This window comes from Staphylococcus sp. SM3655 (assembly GCF_016917315.1).
In the GTDB taxonomy this organism is placed as follows: Bacteria; Bacillota; Bacilli; order Staphylococcales; family Staphylococcaceae; genus Staphylococcus; species Staphylococcus aureus.
The window spans coordinates 2,494,007-2,514,704 of sequence record NZ_CP070305.1 but is presented as its reverse complement, the minus strand read 5'-3'; the positions used below and the strand labels follow the sequence as shown (position 1 = coordinate 2,514,704).

Below are 20,698 nucleotides of genomic sequence, written 5' to 3'. Positions count from 1 at the left end.
AACCCGTTTTTAACTGGTCAAGTTCAGTTTAAGGCTCTAAATGGTTAGAACAGAGGTTATTTGGAGGTTTTCCTATGTTTAAAGATTTTTTTAATCGAACAAAGAAAAAGAAATATCTTACAGTACAAGACTCTAAAAATAATGATGTGCCTGCAGGTATTATGACTAAGTGTCCAAAGTGTAAGAAAATTATGTACACAAAAGAATTAGCTGAAAATTTAAATGTGTGCTTTAATTGTGATCATCATATTGCTTTAACTGCGTATAAACGTATAGAAGCAATTTCTGATGAAGGATCATTTACAGAATTCGATAAGGGAATGACCTCTGCGAATCCATTAGATTTTCCAAGTTATTTAGAAAAAATTGAAAAGGACCAACAAAAGACAGGTCTTAAAGAAGCAGTTGTGACTGGTACAGCGCAACTAGATGGTATGAAATTTGGCGTTGCTGTCATGGATTCACGTTTTAGAATGGGAAGTATGGGATCGGTTATCGGTGAAAAGATATGTCGCATCATTGATTACTGCACTGAGAACCGTTTACCATTTATTCTTTTCTCTGCAAGTGGTGGTGCACGTATGCAAGAAGGTATTATTTCCTTGATGCAAATGGGTAAAACCAGTGTATCTTTAAAACGTCATTCTGACGCTGGACTATTATATATATCATATTTAACACATCCAACTACTGGTGGTGTATCTGCAAGTTTTGCATCAGTTGGTGATATAAATTTAAGTGAGCCAAAAGCGTTGATAGGTTTTGCAGGTCGTCGAGTTATTGAACAGACAATAAACGAAAAATTGCCAGATGATTTCCAAACTGCAGAATTTTTATTAGAGCATGGACAATTGGATAAAGTTGTACATCGTAATGATATGCGTCAAACATTGTCTGAAATTCTAAAAATCCATCAAGAGGTGACTAAATAATGTTAGATTTTGAAAAACCACTTTTTGAAATTCGAAATAAAATTGAATCTTTAAAAGAATCTCAAGATAAAAATGATGTGGATTTACAAGAAGAAATTGACATGCTTGAAGCGTCATTGGAACGAGAAACTAAAAAAATATATACAAATCTAAAACCATGGGATCGTGTGCAAATTGCGCGTTTGCAAGAAAGACCTACGACCCTAGATTATATTCCATATATCTTTGATTCGTTTATGGAACTACATGGTGATCGTAATTTTAGAGATGATCCAGCAATGATTGGTGGTATTGGCTTTTTAAATGGTCGTGCTGTTACAGTTATTGGACAACAACGTGGAAAAGATACAAAAGATAATATTTATCGAAATTTTGGTATGGCGCATCCAGAAGGTTATCGAAAAGCATTACGTTTAATGAAACAAGCTGAAAAATTCAATCGTCCTATCTTTACATTTATAGATACAAAAGGTGCATATCCTGGTAAAGCTGCTGAAGAACGTGGACAAAGTGAATCTATCGCAACAAATTTGATTGAGATGGCTTCATTAAAAGTACCAGTTATTGCGATTGTCATTGGTGAAGGTGGCAGTGGAGGTGCTCTAGGTATTGGTATTGCCAATAAAGTATTGATGTTAGAGAATAGTACTTACTCTGTTATATCTCCTGAAGGTGCAGCGGCATTATTATGGAAAGACAGTAATTTGGCTAAAATTGCAGCTGAAACAATGAAAATTACTGCCCATGATATTAAGCAATTAGGTATTATAGATGATGTCATTTCTGAACCACTTGGCGGTGCACATAAAGATGTTGAACAGCAAGCTTTAGCTATTAAATCAGCGTTTGTTGCACAGTTAGATTCACTTGAGTCATTATCACGTGATGAAATTGCTAATGATCGCTTTGAAAAATTCAGAAATATCGGTTCTTATATAGAATAATCAACTTGAGCATTTTTATGTTAAATCGATACTGGGTTTTACCATAAATTGAAGTACATTAAAACAATAATTTAATATTTAGATACTGAATTTTAACTAAGATTAGTAGTCAAAATTGTGGCTACTAATCTTTTTTTAATTAAGTTAAAATAAAATTCAATATTTAAAACGTTTACATCAATTCAATACATTAGTTTTGATGGAATGACATATCAATTTGTGGTAATTTAGAGTTAAAGATAAATCAGTTATAGAAAGGTATGTCGTCATGAAGAAAATTGCAGTTTTAACTAGTGGTGGAGATTCACCTGGAATGAATGCTGCCGTAAGAGCAGTTGTTCGTACAGCAATTTACAATGAAATTGAAGTTTATGGTGTGTATCATGGTTACCAAGGATTGTTAAATGATGATATTCATAAACTTGAATTAGGATCAGTTGGGGATACGATTCAGCGTGGAGGTACATTCTTGTATTCAGCAAGATGTCCAGAGTTTAAGGAGCAAGAAGTACGTAAAGTTGCAATCGAAAACTTACGTAAAAGAGGGATTGAGGGCCTTGTAGTTATTGGTGGTGACGGTAGTTATCGCGGTGCACAACGCATCAGTGAGGAATGCAAAGAAATTCAAACTATCGGTATTCCTGGTACGATTGACAATGATATCAATGGTACTGATTTTACAATTGGATTTGACACAGCATTAAATACGATTATTGGCTTAGTCGACAAAATTAGAGACACTGCGTCAAGTCACGCACGAACATTTATCATTGAAGCAATGGGCCGTGATTGTGGAGATCTAGCATTATGGGCTGGATTATCAGTTGGTGCTGAGACAATTGTAGTTCCAGAAGTGAAAACAGATATTAAAGAAATAGCTGATAAAATTGAACAAGGTATTAAACGTGGTAAGAAACACTCAATCGTTCTTGTAGCAGAAGGTTGTATGACTGCGCAAGATTGTCAAAAAGAATTATCACAATACATCAATGTTGATAATAGAGTGTCTGTGTTAGGTCACGTTCAACGTGGTGGTAGCCCAACAGGTGCGGATAGAGTTTTAGCATCACGTTTAGGTGGATATGCGGTAGACTTATTAATGCAAGGTGAAACAGCTAAGGGTGTTGGAATTAAGAACAATAAAATTGTAGCAACATCTTTTGATGAAATTTTTGATGGTAAAGATCATAAATTTGATTATAGTCTATATGAACTTGCTAACAAGTTATCTATATAAGATTTCAGGAGGAATTATAAAATGAGAAAAACTAAAATTGTATGTACAATTGGACCAGCTTCAGAATCAGAAGAAATGATTGAGAAATTAATCAATGCTGGTATGAACGTTGCACGATTAAACTTTTCACATGGTAGTCATGAAGAGCATAAAGGTAGAATTGATACAATTCGTAAAGTAGCTAAAAGATTAGACAAAATTGTAGCAATTTTATTAGATACAAAAGGTCCAGAAATTCGTACGCATAATATGAAAGACGGTATCATTGAACTTGAACGTGGTAACGAAGTTATTGTTAGCATGAATGAAGTTGAAGGAACACCTGAAAAGTTCTCAGTAACATATGAAAACTTAATTAACGATGTTCAAGTAGGTTCATACATTTTACTTGATGATGGCTTAATTGAATTACAAGTTAAAGATATTGACCATGCTAAAAAAGAAGTTAAATGTGATATTTTAAACTCTGGTGAGCTTAAAAACAAAAAAGGTGTTAACTTACCTGGCGTAAGAGTAAGTTTACCTGGTATTACAGAAAAAGATGCTGAAGATATCCGTTTCGGTATTAAAGAAAATGTTGACTTCATTGCAGCAAGTTTCGTACGTCGTCCTAGTGATGTTTTAGAAATTCGTGAAATTTTAGAAGAACAAAAAGCTAACATTTCAGTATTCCCTAAAATTGAAAACCAAGAAGGTATTGATAATATTGCGGAAATTCTTGAAGTGTCTGATGGTTTAATGGTTGCACGTGGTGACATGGGTGTTGAAATTCCACCTGAAAAAGTACCAATGGTTCAAAAAGATTTAATCAGACAATGTAACAAATTAGGTAAACCAGTTATTACAGCTACACAAATGTTAGATTCTATGCAACGTAACCCACGTGCTACACGTGCAGAAGCTAGTGACGTTGCCAACGCAATCTATGATGGTACAGATGCAGTAATGTTATCTGGTGAAACTGCTGCTGGTTTATATCCTGAAGAAGCTGTTAAAACAATGAGGAATATTGCTGTATCAGCTGAAGCAGCCCAAGATTACAAAAAGTTATTGTCAGATCGTACTAAATTAGTTGAAACTTCATTAGTGAATGCTATCGGTATTTCGGTTGCACATACAGCTTTAAACTTAAATGTTAAAGCAATTGTAGCTGCTACTGAAAGTGGTTCAACGGCACGTACTATCTCTAAATATCGTCCACATTCAGACATTATTGCGGTGACTCCAAGTGAAGAAACTGCACGTCAATGTTCAATTGTTTGGGGAGTTCAACCTGTAGTTAAAAAAGGACGTAAGAGTACAGATGCATTGTTAAACAATGCAGTTGCAACAGCTGTTGAAACTGGTAGAGTATCTAATGGTGATTTAATCATTATTACTGCTGGTGTACCAACTGGTGAAACTGGAACTACTAATATGATGAAAATCCACCTAGTTGGTGACGAAATTGCTAATGGTCAAGGTATTGGACGTGGATCAGTTGTTGGTACTACGTTAGTTGCTGAAACTGTTAAAGATTTAGAAGGTAAAGATTTATCTGACAAAGTTATCGTTACTAACTCAATCGATGAAACGTTTGTACCTTATGTAGAAAAAGCTTTAGGCTTAATTACAGAAGAAAATGGTATTACATCACCAAGTGCAATTGTTGGTTTAGAAAAAGGTATTCCAACAGTTGTAGGTGTAGAAAAAGCTGTTAAAAACATAAGCAATAACATGTTAGTTACGATTGATGCTGCTCAAGGTAAAATCTTTGAAGGATATGCAAACGTACTATAATTTATAAAAAAACGCCTTTCCATTTATCAACAATGGAAAGGCGTTTTTTGGTTCATCTGGTATTTTATGACGTAATTAATAGGTTATTTGATAATGATAGTGTATGAATGGCAATCTATATAAATGTTTATATCTTTTATACATGTACATTATCACCTTCAAACTTTCACTCATATTACTTTGGAAATTTATTATAAAATAGAAGTATGGATGTATTTCTGAAATGATACATTATTAAATAGATGAGAAAGTAAAAGTATTGAGCCAAGTACGCAATTTAATATTATAAGTTGCATATAAAACAGGCTGGGACATAAATCCCTAAAAAAACAGCAGTAAGATAATTTTCAATTAGAAAATATCTTACTGCTGTTCTCTATTTATACAATACTTCGTATTGAATGGCTTCGCTTTCCTAGGGTGCCGTCTCAGCCTCGGTCTTCGACTGGCACTGCTCCCTCAGGAGTCTCGCCATTAATACTACGTATTAACATGTAATTTTACTTTTAAATACTTTAAAAAAATAAGACACTTTGCCCAACTTGCACATAAATGTAAAATTCAATAAAATGAATTTTCTGTGTTGGGTCCCTTCGTATAATTTAATAAATACCACTAAACTAAATTAACGAGGTGCCTTATGTATAAAATTTATAACATGACCCAACTTACACTACCAATAGAAACCTCTGTTAGAATTCCTCAAAATGATATTTCGCGATATGTTAATGAAATTGTTGAAACGATACCTGATAGCGAATTCGATGAATTCAGACATCATCGTGGCGCAACATCCTATCATCCAAAAATGATGTTAAAAATCATCTTATATGCATATACTCAATCTGTATTTTCTGGTCGTAGAATAGAAAAATTACTTCATGACAGTATTCGAATGATGTGGTTAGCTCAAGATCAAACACCTTCTTATAAAACTATTAATCGTTTTAGAGTGAATCCTAATACTGATGCGTTAATTGAATCTTTATTTATTCAGTTCCATAGTCAATGTTTAAAGCAAAATCTTATTGATAATAATTCAATTTTTATTGATGGTACAAAAGTAGAAGCTAATGCCAATAGATATACATTTGTGTGGAAGAAAAGTATTCAAAATCACGAATCGAAATTGAACGAAAATTCAAAAACATTATATCGTGACTTAGTTGAAGAAAAAATAATACCAGAGATAAAAGAAGATGGAGATAGCGATTTAACAATAGAAGAAATAGATTTAATTGGTAGTCATTTAGATAAAGAAATCGAAGATTTAAATCATTCTATTGAGAACGAAGATTGTGCTCAAATTAGAAAACAGACCCGTAAAAAAATAACTGAGATTAAGAAGTTCAAAAAGAAATTTGATGATTATTCCGAAAGAAAAAATAAATATGAAGAACAAAAATCGATTCTTAAAGATAGAAATAGTTTTTCTAAAACTGATCTGATCATGATGCAACTTTTATGAGAATGAAGGAAGACCATATGAAAAATGGCCAACTTAAGCCAGGATACAATTTACAAATAGCGACAAATTCTCAATTTGTTTTATCCTATGACCTATTTCAAAACCCAACAGATACTAGAACATTAATCCCATTTTTAACAATGATTCAAAATACCTTCGGTTATTTACCAGAGTATATTGTAGCTGATGCAGGTTATGGTAGTGAGCAAAACTATATGGCTATTATAGATGATTTTAATAAAACGCCACTTATTACGTATGGCATGTTTATTAAAGATAAAACTAGAAAGTTTAAAAGTGGCATTTTCAACACTCAAAATTGGAAATATGACGAACTTAATGATGAATTTATATGTCCTAATAACAAAAGAATAGGTTTTAAAAGATATGCATACCGTAATGATAGATATGGTTTTAAACGAGACTTCAAACTATATGAATGTGATGACTGTTCATCATGTTCTTTGAGACATCAATGCATGAAACCAAATTCGAAATCCAATAAGAAAATCATGAAGAATTATAATTGGGAATACTTTAAAGTCCAAATTAATCAAAAGCTTTCTGAACCAGAAACGAAAAAAATCTATAGTCAAAGAAAAATTGATGTAGAGCCTGCTTTTGGATTTATGAAGGCTATTTTGGGTTTCACTCGAATGTCAGTTCGAGGAATAAATAAAGTTAAACGAGAGCTAGGTTTTGTATTGATGGCACTTAATATAAGGAAAATAGCAGCTCAACGAGCTGTACATTATAAAATACATATCAAAAAAGCTGATTTCTATCAAATAATTAATAGAAATCAGCTTTTTTACATTGCCTAAGAACTTAATGTCCCAAGCCCTAAAACTTGTTGTTATTTATTTGATTTAGCAGCGATACGTTTATATCTTAAGTACATAAATGCTAAAAGTATAAACCAAATCGGAATAAAATAAATTGCACGTCTTGTATCAACATTAATAAATAATAACCCGAACACAAAAATGAAGAATACAAATATTAAGTAGCCCATATATTTACCACCTAATAGTTTGTACGTAGCATTTTTATGTAGATCTGGGTTTTTACGACTATAATTGATATATGCAATGATAATCAGACCCCATACAACTAAAAATAACACTGTAGAGATGGTAGTCACATACGTAAATACTTTTGTCGCATCTGGGAAAATATAGTTTAGTAATGCTGCCACAAGTAATAATGCTGATGAAGCAAAGATTGCAACATGTGGAACGCCATATTTATTCGTCTTAGAAAAGTTCGGAGGTGCTTGTTGTTGACTTGATAAACCGAAAAGCATACGGCTATTTGAGAATATACCACTATTACATGATGAAGCAGCAGCGGTTAATACTACAAAATTAATCAAGCCCGCAGCAAACGGAATACCGATCAATGCGAATAATTTTACGAATGGACTGTTATCAGGATCAACTTGCTGCCAAGGGATAATAGACATGATAACCGCTAACGCCCCAACGTAAAATATTAAAATTCTAATGGGTACACTGTTAATTGCTTTTGGAATTGTTTTAACTGGATCTTTTGTTTCCCCAGCTGTAACACCAATCATTTCAATTCCTACAAATGAGAATAGTGCCATTTGGAAAGACATAAAGAATCCAGAAGCACCTTTAGCGAATATGCCGTGTTCATATAAATTTGTGAAACTGGCATGCCCGAATTGAGTTTTAAATGCAAATAGAATCATGACGAAACCAACTACTATTAAACCAATAATTGTCGCTATTTTAATGATAGAGAACCAAAATTCTAATTCTCCGAAAAGTCTTGCGCTAAGTAGGTTGAATGACATTAATAACAGTACACAAAATAGTGCACTTATCCAGTTTGGAATTTCTGGGAACCAAAAGCTAACATATTTTGCCACAGCCGTTACTTCAGCCATACCTGTAATAATCCAACAGAACCAGTATGTCCATCCGGTAACAAATCCTGCAAAAGGCCCAATATATGTATTGGTTACATCTGCGAAAGATTTAAATTCAGTATTCTGTATAATGATTTCTCCTAAACCTCGCATAAACATAAATAACATAAATCCTATAATGATGTATGTTAATAGAATTGAAGGGCCGGTTAATGCAATCGTTTGACCAGCACCTAAGAATAAGCCTGTACCAATTGCACCGCCAATTGCAATTAATTGTATGTGGCGATTGCTCAGTTCCCTTTGTAATTTTTCAGCCATAATACATCTCCCTTAAATATAGATATGTTTATTATGCACTTATATTGAGATATATACAATTATTTTCGGTAAAAATGTGTAAAATTCCATGTTAATATACTTTGGTTTTTATAATCATATATAATAACCAATTGAAAATTTAATTCTATTGTAAAATTCATGGATTATTCACATCTTGAAAAAGCTTTAATGGTGCTATTTGTGGCTATTCTGTGACATTTACATAGATTTACAAAAAAATTGTTGCACATATAATGCCAGTTTTTATATTTCACAAACGAAATGCGTTTAGCTATAATATTAGTTGAAAGCCATTTCATAAAGAAACAGTAAAGGGGAAATTTATCATGGCAGAATTACAAAGAGGTTTAGAAGGGGTTATCGCAGCGGAGACTAAAATAAGTTCAATTATTGAAAGTCAATTGACTTATGCCGGCTATGATATTGATGATCTAGCTGAAAATGCGCAATTTGAAGAAGTTATTTTCCTATTATGGAACTATAGATTGCCAAACGAAGAAGAGCTTGCTCATCTAAAAGGGAAATTAAATCAATACATGACATTAAATCCTCGTGTGTATACACATTTTGAGGAGTATGTTACAGATCACGTGCATCCAATGACAGCATTACGTACGTCATTATCATATATTGCACATTTCGATCCTGATGCTGAAAATGAATCAGATGAAAATCGTTATGAAAGAGCAATGCGTATACAGGCTAAAGTAGCATCATTAGTTACAGCGTTTGCTCGAGTAAGACAAGATAAAGAACCACTTAAGCCTAATCCTGACTTAAGTTATGCGGCAAACTTCCTATATATGTTACGTGGGGAATTACCAACAGATATAGAAGTAGAAGCCTTCAATAAAGCACTTATTTTACACGCTGATCATGAGTTGAACGCATCTGCATTTACAGCACGTTGTGCGGTATCATCATTGTCAGATATGTACTCAGGTATTGTAGCAGCTGTAGGTTCTCTGAAAGGGCCATTACATGGTGGTGCAAACGAACAAGTTATGACGATGTTATCTGAGATTGGGTCAATTGAAAATGTTGATGCTTACTTAGATGAAAAATTTGCTAATAAAGATAAAGTAATGGGCTTCGGTCATCGTGTATATAAAGATGGTGATCCTAGAGCGAAATATTTAAGAGAAATGAGCCGTCAAATTACGAAAGACGCTGGTCGTGAAGAATTATTTGAAATGTCAGTGAAAATGGAAAAACGTATGGCAGAAGAAAAAGGATTAATTCCTAATGTTGATTTTTATAGTGCGAGTGTTTATCACTGTATGGAAATACCTCATGACTTATTCACGCCAATCTTTGCTGTAAGTCGTTCTGCAGGATGGATTGCTCATATTTTAGAACAATATAAAGATAATAGAATTATGCGTCCTAGAGCGAAATATATTGGCGAAACGAATCGTAAGTATATCCCGCTTGAAGAAAGAAAATAATCAATACAAATTAAAAATGAAGATGTAAAATTTGGAGGTAAAATAACTATGACTGCAGAAAAAATTACTCAAGGAACTGAAGGATTAAACGTACCTAATGAACCAATTATCCCATTTATTATCGGTGATGGAATTGGACCGGATATTTGGAAGGCAGCAAGCCGAGTTATAGATGCTGCTGTTGAGAAAGCCTATAATGGCGAAAAACGCATTGAATGGAAAGAAGTGCTAGCTGGCCAAAAAGCATTTGATACAACTGGTGAATGGTTACCTCAAGAAACACTTGATACAATTAAAGAATATTTAATTGCTGTTAAAGGACCTTTAACAACACCAATTGGTGGTGGTATTAGATCATTAAATGTGGCTTTACGCCAAGAATTAGATTTATTTACTTGTTTAAGACCGGTACGTTGGTTTAAAGGAGTACCATCACCTGTTAAACGTCCACAAGATGTTGATATGGTTATTTTCCGTGAAAATACTGAAGACATTTATGCTGGTATTGAATTTAAAGAAGGTACAACAGAAGTTAAAAAGGTAATTGACTTCTTACAAAACGAAATGGGTGCGACAAACATTCGATTCCCAGAAACTTCAGGTATTGGTATTAAACCAGTTTCTAAAGAAGGAACTGAGCGATTAGTTAGAGCAGCTATACAATATGCTATCGATAATAACCGTAAATCAGTTACTTTAGTTCATAAAGGTAATATTATGAAATTTACAGAAGGCTCATTTAAGCAGTGGGGTTACGATTTAGCATTATCTGAATTTGGTGATCAAGTATTCACTTGGCAACAATATGACGAAATTGTTGAAAAAGAAGGCAGAGATGCTGCTAATGCTGCTCAAGAAAAAGCTGAAAAAGAAGGCAAGATTATCATTAAAGATTCTATTGCTGACATTTTCTTACAACAAATTTTAACTCGTCCAGCTGAGCATGATGTTGTAGCAACTATGAACTTGAATGGTGACTATATTTCAGATGCTTTAGCTGCACAAGTTGGTGGTATTGGTATTGCGCCAGGTGCAAACATTAATTATGAAACAGGTCATGCTATTTTTGAAGCAACACATGGTACAGCTCCAAAATATGCAGGTTTAAATAAAGTGAATCCATCTTCAGTAATTTTAAGTTCTGTATTAATGTTAGAACATTTAGGATGGCAAGAAGCGGCAGATAAGATTACAGATTCAATTGAAGATACAATTGCTTCAAAAGTTGTTACTTATGACTTTGCCCGTTTAATGGATGGTGCTGAAGAAGTTTCTACATCAGCATTTGCAGATGAATTGATTAAAAATTTAAAATAAGCAAAATAAAATTAGGTGAGTCTAGCAACTTTAATTGCTAGGTTCGCCTTTTTAAATGAATTGAAGTTGGCAACAGGATAGAAATAATAAAGAGTCACCAATGATTGATTATGTAGTGTTTCTTACACATTAGACAAAGCGAATATGTACATAAGCTTAGGAATAAATGAGTAAAACTCATGCATAGGTAGTGGGATAGAAATGCTATTTTTACAAAATTTATTTCGTTGTCCCAGAGTAAGTCATGCAAATGATAGAAGGAAATATAAGAAGTATTTTATTTATATGTAAAGTAATGTAAAAAATGTGTAAAGATAATGTGTAGGATGTTATTTTTATAAATAGTTCGGTTATAATGTAAATATAATTATAAGTTAGGGAGGCATACCATGTCGCAAAAAGTGTTGGTAGTAGATGACGAACATTCAATCGTAACATTACTTAAATATAACTTAGAAACAGCTGGTTATGAAGTTGTTGTCGCATTTGATGGTGATGAGGCTTTAGAAAAGGTAGAAAGTGAACAGCCAGATTTAATTATTTTAGATGTTATGCTACCTAAAAAAGATGGCATTGACGTATGTAAGACTGTAAGAACAAATAAAAATTTAGTCCCTATATTAATGTTAACGGCGAAAAATGATGAATTTGATCGGGTATTAGGTTTAGAATTAGGTGCCGATGACTATATGACTAAGCCTTTTTCACCTAGAGAAGTTGTTGCCCGTGTGAAAGCCATTTTAAGACGTTCTCAATTTGTAAAAGAAGTAGAAGAGATTGATGATGATATTACCATCGGATCGATACGTATTAGACCCGATTATTTTGAAGTATATAAGCATAATGAGTTATTGGAGCTAACACCGAAAGAATTTGAACTCTTGCTTTATTTGATAGAAAGACAAGGCAGAGTCATTACGAGAGAACATATGTTAAATACGGTATGGAATTATGAATTTGCAGGAGACTCAAGAATTGTTGATGTACATATCAGTCATTTAAGAGATAAATTAGAAGATAATCCTAAGAAGCCACAACTTATTAAAACTGTGCGTGGCTTAGGCTATAAATTGGAAAGACCTAAAGAACAATGATGAAGTTTCACCACCGCTTAATGTTATTGATAAGCAGTATATTAATTATCAGTTTTGTTACATTAGGCATTATTATTCACGCTTCCATCACATATGTTTTATCAGAAAAACACGAACAAGCTCTAGCAACAGATGCAAGATCATATATTTATTTAGTCCAAGATAATGAGATTGATAAAGTTAAAGAAATTGTAAAACAGCAAAATATAGATTTATTGATAACTAAACATGATAAAAAGGTGTTTAGTAGTGGCAAACTGAAAGCTATCCCAAATAGTGATAGCTATATTCAAAAAAGGGACGTTTTTATTTTTAATAAGAAGGTTAACGGTTATCATGTATGGATTAAAGGTTACAATAACGATATTACAGAAATGCATTGGACGTTGTGGAAATATCTTATTTTGACATGTTTAGTTGTACTCATTTGTCTGTATTTTGCAAGCCGTAGTTTTAAGCGTACATTAATCCGTCCCATTCAAGAAGTTACTTATGCAACACAATTGTTGGCAAATGGTTATTATCACATACGTGTACCTGAAAGTAATGTTGTAGAAACTAAAGCGCTTTTTGTGTCTACCAATGATTTAGCACGACGCCTTCAAAAGCTTAATAATGAGCAAAAAATTCAATCCAACCGTTTAAAAACAACGATTGAAAATATTCCAAGTGCTATTTTAATGATAGATCGAAATGGAAAAATCGTTGTTGCAAATAAAGCGTATTATGAACAGTTCAACATCTCGCATAATATTGAACAAGTAGGCTATCACGGCTATGTTAATACTGAAATTGAGCAATTAATTTTAGAAAGTTTTAAAGTTGAAAAACCTATTTATGAACAATTGGAAGTTGCAATAAACCAAGTCCATGCCAAGTACTTTGATATTTCATGCGTTCCGATTTTAACTAGGTCTCAAAAAAGTTTGCAAGGGATTTTAGTTGTGATGCATGACATAACAAATCTGAAACAACTTGAAAATCTAAGACGTGAATTTGTAGCAAATGTTTCACATGAATTAAAAACACCTATTACTTCAATTAAGGGGTTTGCTGAAACGCTTATTGATGGTGCAAAAAATGATGCGGAATCATTAGACATGTTTTTAAACATAATTTTAAAAGAATCAAATCGAATAGAATCTTTAGTAACAGATTTGTTAGATTTATCGCATATTGAGCAACATACCGAGTTAGATACAGACTATATGAATTTATCAGATTTAACGCGGCGTATTATTGATAATATGATGACTCAAGCCAATCAAAAAAATATTTCCATTCATACTGATATTGAAAAAGATGTCATTGTTAAAGCACAAGAAAGTAAAATTGCTCAAGTTATCACGAATTTGTTAACGAATGCAATTAACTATTCTTATGAAGATGGAGATATTAACGTTCGTGTGTATCGAGATGACTTTCGTGTCATTTTCGAAGTACAAGATTTTGGTATAGGTATTAAATTAGAAGACCAACAACGTATTTTTGAAAGATTTTATAGAGTAGATAAAGCACGAAGTAGAGATTCTGGTGGGACAGGTCTTGGATTATCAATTACAAAGCATATAGTAGAGGCCCACCAAGGCAATATTGAAGTGAATAGTCAAGTTGGCAAAGGCTCAACGTTCAAAGTTATTCTAAAAGATTATAAAGAATAAAAATTAAAGTGGTAACAGCGCGTGTATTTTTCACGAAGTTGTTGCTGCTTTTTTATTTCGTTCAAATCTCTATTGGTATTAAATTAGAGTTAATGAAGTGGAATAAATTCGGTTGTCAATTTTGTCATTTGCATATGTCGATTTGTAAGTTATAAGTAATAGATTGTTGTGAATCAAGCAATTTTATAATATATTTATTATAATAAAGAAATTTTAGTAACGCGCTTAAAATAGATGCTTAATTAAAAAGTAATAAGTTTTATTTGAACGGAAATAAATCTTAATTTAAACACTTGAATAGACAAGTGTAATCATTCGTCATAGAAAAAGACGAGGGGCGATTTAGATAAATTGTTGAAAGTAATATTAAATACCTTGTTTATCTAATTTGATTGAGGAAACATGCATAGGTGAAAATTAGAAATACATTAAAAATATTGAATTAATTTTTCGACCTACAAGTTGAGGAAAATTTAACTAGATTTGAGGATTAGCAAAGTGAAAACAATTCAATTACACAAGACAACTTTGATATTAATTGCGATATTATTGTTTTATACTTTTATGGGTATCTTACTACCACTCATGCACGATGATTTACAATGGTTTAGCAATTATAATACTGATATTTTAAAAGTAGGATTTGCATCACTTAATGGTCGCTATATCGGAAATATCTTTGAAATTATAGCTGTACATGTAAGCTGGTTACGTTGGCTTTCATATGGTCTCATTAGTATGGGCATCATTTGGATGATTATGCACATTACACGTTGTAAAGCGTGGACAAGCTATTATTTGTTAGCATTTTCTTTAATGTTAATTTTACCAAGTGCTATTTATGCAGATACATATGGCTGGTTTGCAGGATTTTATAATTATGCGACATCAACACTAATTTCACTCTTTATTATTTATTATTGTATTAATGCAATTATATATAAAGAAAAGCAGCCGGTAAGTGTTACTGTACTATTCTATGTTTTATGCTTCTTCGGTCAATTATTTATGGAGAATGTGACATTATTCCACTGTATCATTTTAATTTTAGCTTTTCTATATGAATTTACTGCAAATCGAACACTTAATTATAAATTATTGTTTTCATTTATGATTGCTACTATAGGTACAATCATTATGTTTTCCAATCCAAATTATCGCAAAATTTTATTTGAAGGATCAGAATATCAACAAGTTTCAAATAATCAAGGTATCTTTTCAAAATTTGCAGAAATGATATCAACGTCACTTCCATATGGTGTCATTTTCAGTCAGATTATAATTTTAAGTATGATTGCAGCGCTTATTATTTATCTACTGCTTAGAAGTGATCGGTATGTACATTTAACAATATTAAAGCGTCGTATCATTATGATAGGATTTATCACTTTACCGCTTTATTATTTACTATTTTACAATCAGTTTTTATTAAATAAAAATACAGATATTGGATTGGTTGGTTTTGTGAACGTAATTGTATGTGGTTACTTTGCGTTTTCGATATTTGTAGGTATTTATTTGTCTATTAATGATCGTAAAACACAAATCACTTTATATTCCTTACTTATTGCAATATGTGTTTCGGCGTCGACACTAGTCATTGTTACTCCAATAGAACCAGGTAATTTTTTGATTGTTTATACGATACATGTAATCATTTTAATTATTTTATTAAAAGAATTTCGGAAATATAAGTCAATCAATGTTAATTTTATTAAAGGTGCATCACTAGTTTTAGCTGTGATATATCTTAGTGCATTTATTTATGTTCATTATGAACATGAAAAAAGAGTTCAGTTATTAAAACAACAAATTAAAGATCATCCACGACAAGAGGTTTATACAGTGGAATCATTGCCGTTTGAACATTATATGCATCATCCGTCACCAATCAATAAAAATTACCAAGAGTGGTTTAATAATTATGAAGAATTACCGAAAATGACCAAAGTTAAATATATTCCATTTGGTTCAGACGATTCATAACTTATTCTTACCTATAAAAATTTAAAATAGCAGCATAAAAATATTAAAAAGTAGACATAATCATGAAATGATAATGTGCATCTCAAAAGTTGGACTTTTAACCTGACTTTATGGAGTGCTCATCAAGAACAATCATGATTATGTCTTTTTTATTTTTTAGCTAAGTCTATATAGGCACTTGTTTTATTTGAAATTAGGTCGTGTATAAATACTCTATGAGATAGTTTCTTTAATTACGACATCACAGTCGAATATGCTAAAATATATATAAATTAGTTCTGGAGGTTAAAATTGTGAATAAATTAGTATTAATCGATGGTAATAGCTTAAGTTTTAGAGCTTTTTATGCATTACCTTTGTTATCAAACAAAGCAGGCATTCATACCAATGCAGTATATGGTTTTGCAATGTTACTAGAGAAGATTTTAAAAGAAGAAAAGCCAAATCATTTTTTAGTAGCGTTTGATGCAGGTAAAACGACTTTCAGACATGAAAAATATAGTGAATATAAAGGTGGACGCCAGAAAACGCCGCCTGAACTAAGTGAGCAATTTCCTTATATTCGCCAATTATTAGATGCTTATCATATTAAACGTTATGAATTAGATAACTATGAGGCAGATGATATTATCGGAACTTTAAGTAAAGAAGCAGATAAAGCGGGCTTTCAGACAATTATTATTACGGGAGACCGAGATTTAACACAACTTGCAACGGATAATGTAACCATTTATTACACTAAAAAAGGTGTTACTGATGTTGATCATTATACACCTGACTTTATTGCGGAAAAATACAACGGGTTAACACCTAATCAAATTATTGATATGAAAGGATTAATGGGAGATACTTCTGATAATATACCAGGTGTTGCAGGTGTTGGAGAGAAAACAGCAATAAAATTGCTAAACCAATTTGACACAGTAGAAGGTGTCTATGAACATTTAGATGAAATTTCAGGTAAAAAGTTAAAAGAAAAACTTCAAAATAGCAAAGAAGATGCATTAATGAGTAAAGAATTAGCAACGATTAATGTAGATAGTCCGATTGAAGTAAAACTTGAAGATACGTTAATGACTCATCAAGATGAACAACAAGAAAAAATCGAATTGTTTAAGAAGTTAGAATTCAAACAATTGTTGGCTGACATTGATCAATCAGCAAGCGTTGAAGATGCAATAGAAAAGACATTTGAAATTGAAACGTCTTTTGATAATATTGATTTTACTTCATTGAAAGAAGCGGCCATCCATTTCGAATTAGACGGTGGTAACTATTTGCGAAATAATATTTTAAAATTCTCTTTATTTACAGGTGAGAAACATATTGTAATTAATGCGGATGACATAAATAATTATGTCGAACTAGTTTCATGGTTAGAAAATCCGAATTCGAAAAAAGTCGTATATGATGCTAAAAAAACATATGTAGCATCACATAGATTGGGGATTGATATTCAAAATATTTCTTTCGATATTATGTTGGCCAGTTATATAATTGATCCATCTCGTACGATTAGTGATGTTCAATCAGTTGTTTCATTGTACGGTCAAAGTTTTGTGAAAGACGATGTGAGTATATATGGAAAAGGTAAGAAATTTAAGGTACCTGAAGATGATGTTTTAAATCCATATGTTGCTTCTATTACTGATGCAATTTACTTTGCGAAACCAAATATGGATAAACAATTAGAAGAATACAATCAGGTAGAACTCTTGGCTGATTTAGAGCTACCGCTAGCTAAGATTTTAAGTGAAATGGAAGAAATTGGTATATTTACAGATGTTCATGATTTAGAAGAAATGGAAAAAGAAATTCAAGAAAAATTAGACGTCTTGATTCGAAATATCCATGATGCAGCTGGTGAAGATTTTAATATAAATTCTCCTAAGCAATTAGGTGTTGTATTGTTTGAGACATTACAATTACCTGTTATTAAAAAGACGAAAACAGGATATTCTACTGCTGTAGATGTCTTAGAGCAATTGCAAGGTGAACATCCTATCATTGATTATATTTTAGAATATCGTCAATTATCTAAGTTACAGTCTACTTATGTTGAAGGATTGCAAAAGGTAATTAGTGATGATCAACGTATCCATACACGTTTTAACCAAACTTTAGCGCAAACTGGACGTTTATCAAGTGTAGATCCTAATTTACAAAATATTCCGGTTAGACTTGAAGAAGGGCGTAAAATAAGAAAAGCCTTTAAACCAACTTCAAAAGATAGCGTTATATTATCAGCAGATTATTCTCAAATTGAATTGCGTGTATTAGCACACATTACACAAGATGAGAGTATGAAAGAAGCATTTATCAACGGCGATGATATTCATACAGCAACTGCTATGAAAGTATTTGGTGTAGAAGCTGATCAAGTCGATAGTTTAATGCGTCGTCAAGCAAAAGCGGTTAACTTTGGAATTGTTTATGGGATAAGTGATTATGGTTTAAGTCAAAGTTTAGGTATTACTCGTAAAAAAGCAAAAGCATTCATTGATGATTATTTAGCTAGTTTCCCAGGTGTAAAACAATATATGTCTGATATTGTAAAAGATGCCAAAGCTTTAGGTTATGTGGAAACATTGCTACATCGTCGACGCTATATTCCTGATATTACGAGTCGTAACTTTAATTTACGCGGCTTTGCTGAACGTACTGCTATGAATACGCCAATACAAGGCAGTGCTGCAGATATCATTAAACTGGCAATGGTTAAATTTGCACAAAAAATGAAAGAGACAACATATCAAGCTAAACTATTATTACAAGTACACGATGAATTAATTTTTGAAGTACCTAAGTCAGAAGTAGATTCATTTAGTGAATTTGTAGAAGAGATAATGGAAAATGCATTGCAATTAGATGTTCCATTAAAAGTAGACTCAAGTTATGGTGCAACTTGGTATGATGCAAAATAAAGTGAGGTTAATGGTATGCCCGAATTACCAGAAGTAGAACATGTAAAAAGAGGAATTGAACCCTACGTTATAAATCAAAAAATTGAACACGTTAAATTTTCGGATAAAGTAATTGAAGGTAAAGCTCAAGGCAAGGAAACAATTATAAAAGGAATTGAATTAGATACTTTTAAAACTTTATCGGAAGGCTATACCATTACAAATGTAGAACGAAGAAGTAAATATATCGTTTTTCAGCTAGATAATAAACGAGAAGAACGTACATTAATTAGTCATTTAGGTATGGCGGGTGGTTTTTTCATTGTAGATGAACTTGAAGATATTATGATACCTAATTATCGTAAGCATTGGCATGTTATTTTTGAGTTGTCAAATGACAAAAAGTTAATTTATTCAGATATACGTCGTTTTGGAGAAATTAGAAATGTTGCGTCTGTAGCATCTTATCCTTCATTTTTAGAAATAGCGCCTGAACCTTTTTCAAATGAAGCATTGACGTATTATTTAAATCGAATTCATCAACAGTCTAATAAGAATAAACCAATCAAACAAGTGATTTTGGATCATAAAGTAATCGCAGGTTGTGGAAATATTTACGCATGTGAAGCGTTGTTTCGTGCAGGTGTTTTACCAGATAAAAAAGTAAAAGACTTAACACACCAACAACAAGAAATGGTTTTTTATTATGTTAGAGAAGTACTAGAAGAAGGTATTAAATATGGCGGTACAAGTATTTCAGATTATCGTCATGCTGATGGAAAAACTGGTGAGATGCAATTGCATCTTAATGTATATAAGCAGCCGGTATGCAAAGTGTGTGGAAGTCAAATTGAAACAAAAATCATCGCGACAAGAAATAGTCATTATTGTCCAGTATGTCAAAAATAAAGAAAGAGTGAAATTATGCCGAAAGTTATTGGTCTAACAGGTGGAATCGCCTCAGGAAAATCAACAGTATCAGAACTCTTATCCGTATTCGGTTTTAAAGTAGTAGATGCTGATAAAGCAGCCAGGGAAGCTGTTAAAAAGGGGAGTAAAGGATTAGCTCAAGTACGCGAAGTCTTTGGTGATGAAGCGATTGATGAAAATGGTGAGATGAATCGTCGTTATATGGGTGATTTAGTGTTTAACCATCCAGAAAAACGCTTAGAATTAAATGCTATCATACATCCTATCGTGCGAGATATTATGGAAGAAGAAAAGCAAGAATATTTAAAACAAGGATATAATGTAATCATGGATATTCCATTATTATTTGAAAATGAATTGGAAAATACAGTAGACGAAGTGTGGGTTGTATACACTTCTGAAAGTATACAAATGGATCGTTTAATGCAACGTAATAATTTGTCATTAGAAGATGCGAAAGCACGTGTCTATAGCCAAATTTCTATTGATAAAAAAAGCCGAATGGCCGATCATGTTATCGATAATTTAGGGGATAAACTTGAATTAAAACAAAACCTTGAGAGATTGTTAGAAGAAGAAGGTTATATTGAAAAGCCGAATTACGGAGAAGAAGATTAATATTACACTATAAATAAGTCATTACTTTACGTACGCGTTGATGTATGTAAGTAATGACTATTTTTTATAAAAAAGATAAATAAATCAACGGAAAACGCTTTCAAATTTCGTATAATATGCTATACTAATTCCATAAAGTATA

13 protein-coding genes and 1 pseudogene are annotated in these 20,698 nt (G+C 32.2%); 13 read left to right on the top strand and 1 reads right to left on the bottom strand.

From position 1 onward, the window contains the following. Positions 1 to 74 precede the first annotated feature (74 nt). From accD to JQN76_RS12230, 5 genes and pseudogenes are all read left to right on the top strand, one after another. On the top strand, positions 75 to 932 hold the full coding sequence (gene accD / locus JQN76_RS12250; protein ID WP_000471571.1) for an acetyl-CoA carboxylase, carboxyltransferase subunit beta: 858 nt from the start codon (positions 75 to 77) through the stop codon (positions 930 to 932). Next, complete coding sequence (locus tag JQN76_RS12245; RefSeq protein ID WP_000883648.1) at positions 932 to 1,876, top strand: acetyl-CoA carboxylase carboxyltransferase subunit alpha; 945 nt, start codon at positions 932 to 934, stop codon at positions 1,874 to 1,876. The genes accD and JQN76_RS12245 overlap by 1 nt, the downstream gene beginning before the upstream one ends. Positions 1,877 to 2,144: 268 nt before the next feature. After that, complete coding sequence (gene pfkA / locus JQN76_RS12240) at positions 2,145 to 3,113, top strand: 6-phosphofructokinase (protein ID WP_000717561.1); 969 nt, start codon at positions 2,145 to 2,147, stop codon at positions 3,111 to 3,113. Between the two features lie 21 nt (positions 3,114 to 3,134). Next, entirely contained in the window at positions 3,135 to 4,892 is a 1,758-nt protein-coding gene (pyk, locus tag JQN76_RS12235; protein ID WP_001232648.1) for a pyruvate kinase, read from the top strand. Positions 4,893 to 5,532: 640 nt separating this feature from the next. Continuing rightward, positions 5,533 to 7,184, top strand: a pseudogene (locus tag JQN76_RS12230) (IS1182 family transposase). 32 nt (positions 7,185 to 7,216) lie between these two features. Here the strand turns inward: JQN76_RS12230 and JQN76_RS12225 are convergent. Then, positions 7,217 to 8,578, bottom strand: a complete 1,362-nt coding sequence (locus JQN76_RS12225) for an amino acid permease (protein ID WP_000818525.1) — start codon at positions 8,576 to 8,578, stop codon at positions 7,217 to 7,219. A 347-nt stretch (positions 8,579 to 8,925) separates the two neighbouring features. On the opposite strand from JQN76_RS12225, the gene JQN76_RS12220 reads away from it, so the two are divergent. The 8 genes from JQN76_RS12220 to coaE all read left to right on the top strand — a co-directional run bounded on the left by JQN76_RS12220 (position 8,926) and on the right by coaE (position 20,556). Further along, the gene (locus tag JQN76_RS12220) at positions 8,926 to 10,047 is read left to right on the top strand and encodes a citrate synthase (protein WP_000829167.1); all 1,122 of its coding nucleotides are present in this window, start codon (positions 8,926 to 8,928) and stop codon (positions 10,045 to 10,047) included. Positions 10,048 to 10,095: 48 nt separating this feature from the next. Next, a complete protein-coding gene (icd, locus tag JQN76_RS12215; RefSeq protein WP_000123164.1) occupies positions 10,096 to 11,364 on the top strand; it encodes an NADP-dependent isocitrate dehydrogenase in 1,269 nt (422 codons plus the stop codon). Positions 11,365 to 11,753: 389 nt separating this feature from the next. Further along, entirely contained in the window at positions 11,754 to 12,458 is a 705-nt protein-coding gene (locus JQN76_RS12210; RefSeq protein WP_000080028.1) for a response regulator, read from the top strand. After that, on the top strand, positions 12,458 to 14,119 hold the full coding sequence (pnpS, locus tag JQN76_RS12205; RefSeq protein ID WP_015445861.1) for a two-component system histidine kinase PnpS: 1,662 nt from the start codon (positions 12,458 to 12,460) through the stop codon (positions 14,117 to 14,119). Before JQN76_RS12210 ends, pnpS begins: the two co-directional genes overlap by 1 nt. Before the next feature lie 498 nt (positions 14,120 to 14,617). Then, complete coding sequence (locus JQN76_RS12200; RefSeq protein WP_000849439.1) at positions 14,618 to 16,105, top strand: hypothetical protein; 1,488 nt, start codon at positions 14,618 to 14,620, stop codon at positions 16,103 to 16,105. Between the two features lie 293 nt (positions 16,106 to 16,398). Continuing rightward, positions 16,399 to 19,029 (top strand): DNA polymerase I, encoded by a 2,631-nt coding sequence (polA, locus tag JQN76_RS12195; RefSeq protein WP_001038308.1) that lies wholly within the window; start codon positions 16,399 to 16,401, stop codon positions 19,027 to 19,029. A gap of 15 nt (positions 19,030 to 19,044) precedes the next feature. Continuing rightward, complete coding sequence (gene mutM, locus JQN76_RS12190; RefSeq protein WP_001836902.1) at positions 19,045 to 19,917, top strand: bifunctional DNA-formamidopyrimidine glycosylase/DNA-(apurinic or apyrimidinic site) lyase; 873 nt, start codon at positions 19,045 to 19,047, stop codon at positions 19,915 to 19,917. A gap of 15 nt (positions 19,918 to 19,932) precedes the next feature. Further along, positions 19,933 to 20,556, top strand: a complete 624-nt coding sequence (gene coaE / locus JQN76_RS12185) for a dephospho-CoA kinase (RefSeq protein WP_001127167.1) — start codon at positions 19,933 to 19,935, stop codon at positions 20,554 to 20,556. Positions 20,557 to 20,698: the final 142 nt, after the last annotated feature.

What these genes read in the sequence shown, in the direction of transcription:
- accD (WP_000471571.1), top strand. Translation starts at nt 75, where the DNA reads ATGTTTAAAGATTTTTTTAATCGAACAAAGAAAAAGAAATATCTTACA.
- JQN76_RS12245 (WP_000883648.1), top strand. Translation starts at nt 932, where the DNA reads ATGTTAGATTTTGAAAAACCACTTTTTGAAATTCGAAATAAAATTGAA.
- pfkA (WP_000717561.1), top strand. Translation starts at nt 2,145, where the DNA reads ATGAAGAAAATTGCAGTTTTAACTAGTGGTGGAGATTCACCTGGAATG.
- pyk (WP_001232648.1), top strand. Translation starts at nt 3,135, where the DNA reads ATGAGAAAAACTAAAATTGTATGTACAATTGGACCAGCTTCAGAATCA.
- JQN76_RS12225 (WP_000818525.1), bottom strand. Translation starts at nt 8,578, where the DNA reads ATGGCTGAAAAATTACAAAGGGAACTGAGCAATCGCCACATACAATTA.
- JQN76_RS12220 (WP_000829167.1), top strand. Translation starts at nt 8,926, where the DNA reads ATGGCAGAATTACAAAGAGGTTTAGAAGGGGTTATCGCAGCGGAGACT.
- icd (WP_000123164.1), top strand. Translation starts at nt 10,096, where the DNA reads ATGACTGCAGAAAAAATTACTCAAGGAACTGAAGGATTAAACGTACCT.
- JQN76_RS12210 (WP_000080028.1), top strand. Translation starts at nt 11,754, where the DNA reads ATGTCGCAAAAAGTGTTGGTAGTAGATGACGAACATTCAATCGTAACA.
- pnpS (WP_015445861.1), top strand. Translation starts at nt 12,458, where the DNA reads ATGAAGTTTCACCACCGCTTAATGTTATTGATAAGCAGTATATTAATT.
- mutM (WP_001836902.1), top strand. Translation starts at nt 19,045, where the DNA reads ATGCCCGAATTACCAGAAGTAGAACATGTAAAAAGAGGAATTGAACCC.
- coaE (WP_001127167.1), top strand. Translation starts at nt 19,933, where the DNA reads ATGCCGAAAGTTATTGGTCTAACAGGTGGAATCGCCTCAGGAAAATCA.